Source organism: Neobacillus driksii (assembly GCF_013409995.1).
GTDB classification, from domain to species: Bacteria; Bacillota; Bacilli; order Bacillales; family Cytobacillaceae; genus Neobacillus; species Neobacillus driksii.
The window spans coordinates 73,069-80,352 of the sequence record NZ_JACCBX010000021.1 but is presented as its reverse complement, the minus strand read 5'-3'; the positions used below and the strand labels follow the sequence as shown (position 1 = coordinate 80,352).

The 7,284-nt window shown below is 39.6% G+C and carries 6 protein-coding genes and 1 rRNA gene; 5 read left to right on the top strand and 2 right to left on the bottom strand.

Annotated elements, in window-relative coordinates; translation table 11 throughout:
* The 4 genes from rrf to tmk all read left to right on the top strand — a co-directional run.
* Window positions 1-94 (top strand): 5S ribosomal RNA (rrf, locus tag F4694_RS30190); the annotation flags it as partial.
* Between the two features lie 539 nt (window positions 95-633).
* Entirely contained in the window at window positions 634-849 is a 216-nt protein-coding gene (locus F4694_RS30185; protein ID WP_179603603.1) for a sigma factor G inhibitor Gin, read from the top strand.
* An 82-nt stretch (window positions 850-931) separates the two neighbouring features.
* A complete protein-coding gene (locus F4694_RS30180) occupies window positions 932-2,377 on the top strand; it encodes an aminotransferase class I/II-fold pyridoxal phosphate-dependent enzyme (RefSeq protein WP_179603602.1) in 1,446 nt (481 codons plus the stop codon).
* Window positions 2,378-2,398: 21 nt separating this feature from the next.
* Window positions 2,399-3,022: a dTMP kinase gene (tmk, locus tag F4694_RS30175; RefSeq protein WP_179603601.1), complete on the top strand. Its 624-nt coding sequence runs from the start codon at window positions 2,399-2,401 to the stop codon at window positions 3,020-3,022.
* Window positions 3,023-3,069: 47 nt separating this feature from the next.
* Here the strand turns inward: tmk and F4694_RS30170 are convergent, their stop codons facing one another.
* A complete protein-coding gene (locus F4694_RS30170; protein ID WP_179603600.1) occupies window positions 3,070-4,056 on the bottom strand; it encodes a glycoside hydrolase family 43 protein in 987 nt (328 codons plus the stop codon).
* A 207-nt stretch (window positions 4,057-4,263) separates the two neighbouring features.
* Window positions 4,264-5,025: an IclR family transcriptional regulator gene (locus F4694_RS30165; RefSeq protein WP_179603599.1), complete on the bottom strand. Its 762-nt coding sequence runs from the start codon at window positions 5,023-5,025 to the stop codon at window positions 4,264-4,266.
* Between the two features lie 243 nt (window positions 5,026-5,268).
* Here F4694_RS30165 and F4694_RS30160 point away from each other — a divergent pair, with 243 nt between their 5' ends.
* Window positions 5,269-7,260: a YjhG/YagF family D-xylonate dehydratase gene (locus F4694_RS30160; protein WP_179603598.1), complete on the top strand. Its 1,992-nt coding sequence runs from the start codon at window positions 5,269-5,271 to the stop codon at window positions 7,258-7,260.
* Window positions 7,261-7,284 lie beyond the last annotated feature (24 nt).

The window sequence follows — 7,284 nt, the reverse complement described above, 5'->3', positions numbered from 1 at the left end:
TCACACCCGTTCCCATACCGAACACGGAAGTTAAGCTTCTCAGCGCCGATGGTAGTTGGGACTTTGTCCCTGTGAGAGTAGGACGTTGCCAGGCAAGGGAAACACAACCTGATAAGGGTTGTGTTTTTTTGTATTTAATTTACAAAAAAATGAAGTGTTAGAGAATTGTGCCCGTGTGGTAATACTTTTAAAGAAAACAGTAAGGCTTAGGAGGTATTCGTGCCAGTGAGGCGGCAATTTTAAAGAAAAAGGTAATGAAAAGCAGTTAATCGTGCCCGTACGGCGACACTTTTGAAGAAAACGGTAACGATTAGAGGTTATTCATGCCCTAACAGTGTGATTTTTAAGGAAAACGGTAACGAATAGCCCAAAATAGTTTTTGATTAAGCCAAACTCGAATTTTCTATAATAAAGGTAATCAAAAGTCTGGACCATCCCGTCAGACAGAACCCTAATTTGCCTACCAGCCTAATTCCTAGTTCCTAAATAAAAAAGTACGAAGTGTTTTTGAATAAATCGTTACTAGACATACACCCAAAAGCATTTACCTACATAAGATATATCGAGGGATGCCCTGAAGATGATAATTCTAAATATTGTATACAATTGAAAAATATCGGGAAGAATAGGTGTATGGAGGTGGTGTGGTTGAGTTCAGTAGCACATAGTCATTATCACGAAACATGCGTTATATGTGAGGATTTAAAACCAAAAGGGATACATCTATATACTTCGTTTATATGTACTGATTGTGAAAAAGACTTAATTCAAACAGAAACACATGATCCAAAATATAAATATTATCTAAAACAGTTAAAGAAAATAACAACACCAGAAATTTTTTCATAAAAAGTCCATTTGGGCTTTATTTTTTTGCTTAAAACGGGGTAGGTCAGGTAAAATGAATGAGACTCTTTAAAGGAGTATACCAATGAATAAACAAACTCGAATTCCGTTATATGAAGCACTAATTCACTATAAAAGTGCAAACCCCATCTCATTTCACGTTCCTGGCCATAAGTCAGGAGTTGTTCTCAACCAACAAGCTCAAAATCTATTTCAGGAACTTCTAAAAATTGACGCCACAGAACTATCCGGTTTGGATGATTTGCACTCCCCTGAAGGCGTGATTAAAGAGGCTGAGGAGCTCTTAGCTGCGCTTTATCAGGTCAAGAAAAGCTTTTTCTTGGTAAATGGATCAACTGTCGGTAATTTAGCCATGATCCTGTCAGTTTGTGAGAAGGATGATGTTATCCTTGTTCAACGAAATTGCCATAAGTCTGTCTTAAATGCTATTAAGTTAGCCAAGGCCAGACCCGTTTTTTTGGAACCTGAATATAATCCAGAATGGAAAACATCAACTGGTGTTGCAGAAGAAATTGTGGAAAAAGCCATTACCCTCTATCCAAATGCGAAAGCGATTGTTTTAACCTATCCAAATTATTATGGTATGGTATATGATTTAAAAAGTATCATTGACCTTGCACATCTAAAAAACATACCTGTATTAGTAGATGAGGCACATGGTCCTCATTTTATTATTGGTGAGCCCTTTCCGGCATCTGCAATTCAATTAGGGGCGGATATGGTTGTGCACTCAGCACATAAAACTTTGCCGGCCATGACTATGGGTTCTTATTTACATATAAACAGTGTACGAGTCAACCTCGATAAGGTGAAGGACTACCTGCAAATGCTTCAGTCTAGCAGCCCATCATACGTTATCATGGCTTCACTGGATTTAGCGAGAAACTATTTAGCAACCTATCATCGTAACGATTTAGAATACCTAAAACAAGAAATATTGAATTTTAAAAAAGAGCTTTCAGCGATTCAAAGCATTAAGGTACTAGAGTATCCTAACCTACCCGGGGATCCATTAAAAGTAACCATACAGTCAAGGTCTAAGTTAAGTGGATTTGAACTCCAGAAAAGATTTGAAGAGATAGGAATCTATACGGAATTAGCAGATCCACTTAATGTCCTATTTATCCTTCCCTTATTGAAGGAAAACCAAGAATATCCATTAGTAAGAGCAGGTAGAAAAATAAAAGCGCTGCTAGAGGAAATACCTTATCATTCAATTGAGAATGAAACTTTAGTTAATACAGGAAAGATATCTGAGTTAGCAATTTCCCATGACAAGTTGACTAATATGAAGAAACAGCTAATACCGATTTCAGAAGCAGCGGGGCAGGTGTGTGCAGAGACGATTATTCCATACCCGCCGGGAATTCCCCTTCTGTTAATGGGGGAGTTAATTACAGAGGAAAAGGTAAAGCAGCTTACCCAGCTAATCAATACGGGAGCGAGATTTCAAGGTGGTTCCTTTCTAGACAGTAATCAAATTAACATTGTAGAACAAGTTAATAATTGAAATAAGATTGGAGAAATATATATGAGTTACTTCATTACCCTTGAAGGTGTCGAGGGATCTGGCAAATCGACTATAATTAATTTCATTAAAGATTCACTTGAGACGAGTGGAAAAAAGGTAGTGGTTACAAGAGAGCCTGGAGGAATTGATATAGCAGAGCAAATTCGTTCCGTTATTCTAGACCCGAAAAACACTAAAATGGAGGGCAGAACAGAAGCCCTGCTTTATGCCGCAGCAAGAAGGCAGCATTTAGTGGAAAAGGTCGTACCGTCTCTTAATGAAGGCTGTATTGTATTATGTGATAGGTTTGTAGATAGCAGCTTAGCATATCAGGGATATGCTAGAGGACTAGGTATTAGTAAGGTCTTTTCCATTAATAAATTTGCAATTGGAGACCTAATGCCAGATTTAACTTTGTACCTGGATTTGGACCCTCAAATAGGGTTAAGTCGAATTGCCAAAAATAAAGAAAGAGAAATAAATAGATTAGATTTAGAGGAAATAAATTTCCATGTTAACGTTCGGGAAGGCTATGAAGAGGTAATGAAGATGTTTCCTGAAAGAATGGTTAGAATCGACGCCAATCAAGAAGTAGAAGAAGTTATGGCTGATATCAATGCAGTATTGGCAGCGAGACTTAAATAGCACATTAAAAAGGCTGGCTTCGACTATGAAGCCAGCTTTTAATCTGCCTATTTATCTCCGTAAGGGTCAATCGTTTGAATCGTTCCATCTTCGTTATAATTAAGTTCAGTGTATTTTACAGAACGCTTATGGTTCACGCCATCTGATAACTCGCAATCGTGGTAGAACAGGTACCATTTATCGTTAAACTCAACAATCGAATGATGTGTGGTCCAGCCAATTACAGGGGTAAGAATTGTACCTTTAAATACAAATGGACCTTGTGGATTCTCACTTACTGCATAAACGATTTTATGAGTTGTACCGGTTGAATAGGATAGATAGTAAAGACCATTGTATTTATGAACCCATGGTCCTTCAAAATATCTTCTGTCCTCATCGCTTGCAAGAATCGGGTTGCCATCTTCGTCAACAATGGAAATTTCTTTTGGTTCACTTTTGAAAGTAAGCATGTCATCGCTTAATTCAGCTACTCTAGGTCCTAGTGCAGGTGCATCAGGTGCTGGTCCTTCTGCTTCAGGAACGAATGTTCCAGTCTGCCACTTTTCTAACTGTCCTCCCCAAAGGCCGCCAAAATAAACATACGCTTTTGAATCTTCATCCACTAATACCGCTGGGTCGATACTGAAGCTGCCAGGTATGTAATTTTCCTCTGGTGTGAATGGGCCTGCAGGATTTGGACTTGTTGCGACACCAATTCTGAAAATGCCATCTTTATCTCTTGCTGGGAAGAATAAATAATACGTGTTGTTTTTATAAGCTGCATCAGGTGCCCACATTTGTTTAGATGCCCATGGAACATCTTTTACGTGAAGCGCTTCCCCGTGGTCGACAACAGGGGAGTTAACGTCATCCATAGATAGGACATGGTAATCTTCCATCTTATATTGGTCGCCATTATCATTAGAAGGTTCATCGTGATCAAGGTCATGAGATGGATAAATATAAAGCTTGCCTTCAAAGACATGTGCGGAAGGATCTGCAGTATAAATGTGTGTAACTATAGGCTCATTTGGTTTTGAGTTTTTCTCCATAATATCTCCCCATCGAATAGTATAGTGATTTACAAATTTATTATAACTGATGTATAGTAACTTTGTATATCCAAACAACTAACTTTTTTAAATAGCGTTAGGAAATTGAATTATGCTACAGCCTCCTTCAGTTAACAATAAAAAACAAAAAAGCAAGTGAAGATAAAGGGTTCTCCACTTGCGTTTTTTGGTATTCAATAAGATAAATTATTCATTTACATATCTCATTTGTTCCGAAAGTTCGTTACAAGATGTTTTGAGGAGATGAACAAAGTTATTCATTTCCTCATCATTTACACGGGAAATTAAGGTGGAAATACTGATTGCTGCTAATACATGACCCTTTCCATTGAAAATGGGTACAGCTGCACACCGAACACCTTGTTCATTTTCCTGGTCATCTACTGCAAATCCCTGTTGCTTAACCTTTCCAATTTCCTTTCGAAAAATGTCCTCATTCATAATGGTGCTGTTGGTTTGGTACTGAAATTCATAATCCTTTAATAAAAGCTCAATTTCATTAAGTGGTTGATAGGCTAAAAGGACTTTTCCAATTGCAGTAGAGTGGAGGGGAAGTCTTCGACCAATACGAGAATACCGAATAATGGATTGTTCCCCTTCTACTTTATCGATATAGACACCTTCCCGGCCATCTAATATCCCCAAATGGACGGTTTGCCCTGTTTTGGCAGAGAGATCGAGCAGGTACTTCCTTGCAGTTCTTCGTATATCCATATTGTTGATGACTAAATTCCCTCGTTCTGCTAGTTTTAGTCCTAATCTGTATTTTCCATCTTCCGGGTTTTGATCAATGTAGGAATGTACCTGAAGTGTTTTTAATAGTGAGTGAACCGTACTTTTATGAAGCCCCATCATCTCACTAATTTCAGTAATTTTAAGCTCTGACTTATGCTCATCGAATAAATCTAGAATCTTCAGAGCCCGTTCAACAGACTGAATAATTGGCATAAATGACTCCTTTTTTGTTTTATATTATAAAATTATATCTTATTATAACAAACAATAGATATAAACATATGTAAATCAAAATAGTCAAAAAAACTGCTTTGTAACGTAATAGGCACATTTTCCCTTCCTACAATGAAATAGGTATGCTATAATCAACTCGAAACAATATAATAGAACATGGTTTTATATTATAAAACAAAATAACATAAAAAGCTGCATATTGTTATTACATAGGAGGTTACGATGTCATTACAATTAATTTTTGGAGAAGAAAATCAATCCATCTATAGCATAAAGACTCATGGTGCTGGACCGAATGGTTCCCTTCCACTGACCCCCGAAATGTTGCGAGAACTGCCTAGCGGCGATATTTTTGGGATGACCCAGAATGCTGGAATGGGGTGGGAACCTGCTAAGCTCCTTGGTAAACAAGTACTGATTATTGGAACTTTGGCAGGCATTCGTGATCACGATGGCACTCCGATTGCATTAGGATATCATACCGGAAATTATGAACTAGGATTACAAATGAGAGCAGCTGCTGAAGAAGTTACTAAACTAGGTGGCGTCCCATTTGCAAGTTTTGTAAGCGATCCGTGTGATGGCCGCTCTCAAGGGACAACGGGGATGTTTGATTCCCTTCCTTATCGTAATGACGCAGCTGTTGTGATGAGGCGCCTAATTCGTTCTATTCCAACAAGGCGGGCGGTTGTAGGAGTTGCTACATGTGATAAGGGTTTGCCGGCGGTGATGATTGCCCTGGCATCTATGCACAATCTTCCAACCGTTTTAGTTCCAGGTGGTGCCACACTTCCGCCTACAGAAGGAGAAGATGCAGGCAAGGTTCAAACAATTGGTGCTAGATTTTCCAATAATGAGCTTACATTGGAGGAAGCAGCAAGACTAGGCTGTGTAGCATGTGGCTCTAGCGGGGGTGGGTGTCAGTTCTTAGGAACTGCAGGTACCTCGCAAGTAGTGGTGGAAGCACTAGGATTAGCATTGCCTCATTCTGCTTTATCACCATCCGGCCAGCCTGTTTGGGAAGAGATTGCGAAACAGTCAGCTCGCGCCGCGTTGGAAATGGAGAAAAAAGGCATTACAACGAAGGATATCATTACGGATAAAGCGATTGAAAATGCCATGGTCCTACACGCTGCTTTTGGTGGATCAACAAATTTGCTCTTACATCTTCCAGCTGTTGCACATGCTGCCGGCTGCAGAATTCCTACAGTAGATGATTGGGAAAGAATTAATAAGTTAGTGCCACGCTTAGTAAATGTATTACCAAACGGACCAGATAACCATCCAACCGTTCGGGCGTTCTTAGCCGGAGGAGTACCAGAAGTAATGCTTCATCTAAGGAAACTGGGTCTGCTACATGAAGATGTCCTTACGGTAACAGGGGAAACACTTGGAGCAAACCTTGATTGGTGGGAAACCTCAGAACGACGGGCAAAATTTAGAAAACTGTTGGTAGAACATGATGGAATTCAACCGGATGAAGTAATTATGAGTCCAACCCAATCAAAACAGCGAGGGTTAACCTCGACGGTCACGTTCCCGAAAGGAAACCTTGCACCTGATGGTTCTGTTATTAAGTCAACTAGCATTGACCCATCTGTGGTTGGGGAAGACGGTATTTATCGTCATACTGGCGCGGCAAAAGTTTTTACATCTGAGAAAACAGCAATCAAGGCGATTAAAACTGGTGGAATTGAAGCTGGTGACATCATGGTAGTCATGGGTGGAGGACCACTTGGGACAGGAATGGAAGAAACCTATCAATTAACTTCTGCCTTAAAGCACTTATCTTATGGAAAACATGTTTCCTTGATTACAGATGCCCGTTTTTCAGGTGTATCAACCGGTGCTTGTATCGGGCATGTCGGTCCAGAAGCTTTGGCAGGGGGCCCAATTGGTAAATTACGTGATGGTGATGTAATTGAAATCATCGTGGACAGAAATAGATTAGTTGGTTCCGTTAACTTTATCGGAACAAAGGATCAACAGTTATCGATGGAAGAGGCAGTTAGAGAATTAGAAGAACGTGAGACTCATCCAGACCTTAAACCTGATCCAGGGTTACCGGATGATACACGATTATGGGCTGCACTTCAAGCCGCTAGTGGCGGAACCTGGCGCGGAAGTGTCTATGATACCGACCGAATCATAGAGGTTTTGAATGCAGGAATGAAAGCGCTAGCGAACGATAAAAAGTACAAAGTTACTCATTAACTCGTACTTTTACTAGCAAACTAA

Coding starts and splice junctions, on each gene's coding strand:
- F4694_RS30185 (WP_179603603.1), top strand. CDS start 634: ATGGAGGTGGTGTGGTTGAGTTCAGTAGCACATAGTCATTATCACGAA.
- F4694_RS30180 (WP_179603602.1), top strand. CDS start 932: ATGAATAAACAAACTCGAATTCCGTTATATGAAGCACTAATTCACTAT.
- tmk (WP_179603601.1), top strand. CDS start 2,399: ATGAGTTACTTCATTACCCTTGAAGGTGTCGAGGGATCTGGCAAATCG.
- F4694_RS30170 (WP_179603600.1), bottom strand. CDS start 4,056: ATGGAGAAAAACTCAAAACCAAATGAGCCTATAGTTACACACATTTAT.
- F4694_RS30165 (WP_179603599.1), bottom strand. CDS start 5,025: ATGCCAATTATTCAGTCTGTTGAACGGGCTCTGAAGATTCTAGATTTA.
- F4694_RS30160 (WP_179603598.1), top strand. CDS start 5,269: ATGTCATTACAATTAATTTTTGGAGAAGAAAATCAATCCATCTATAGC.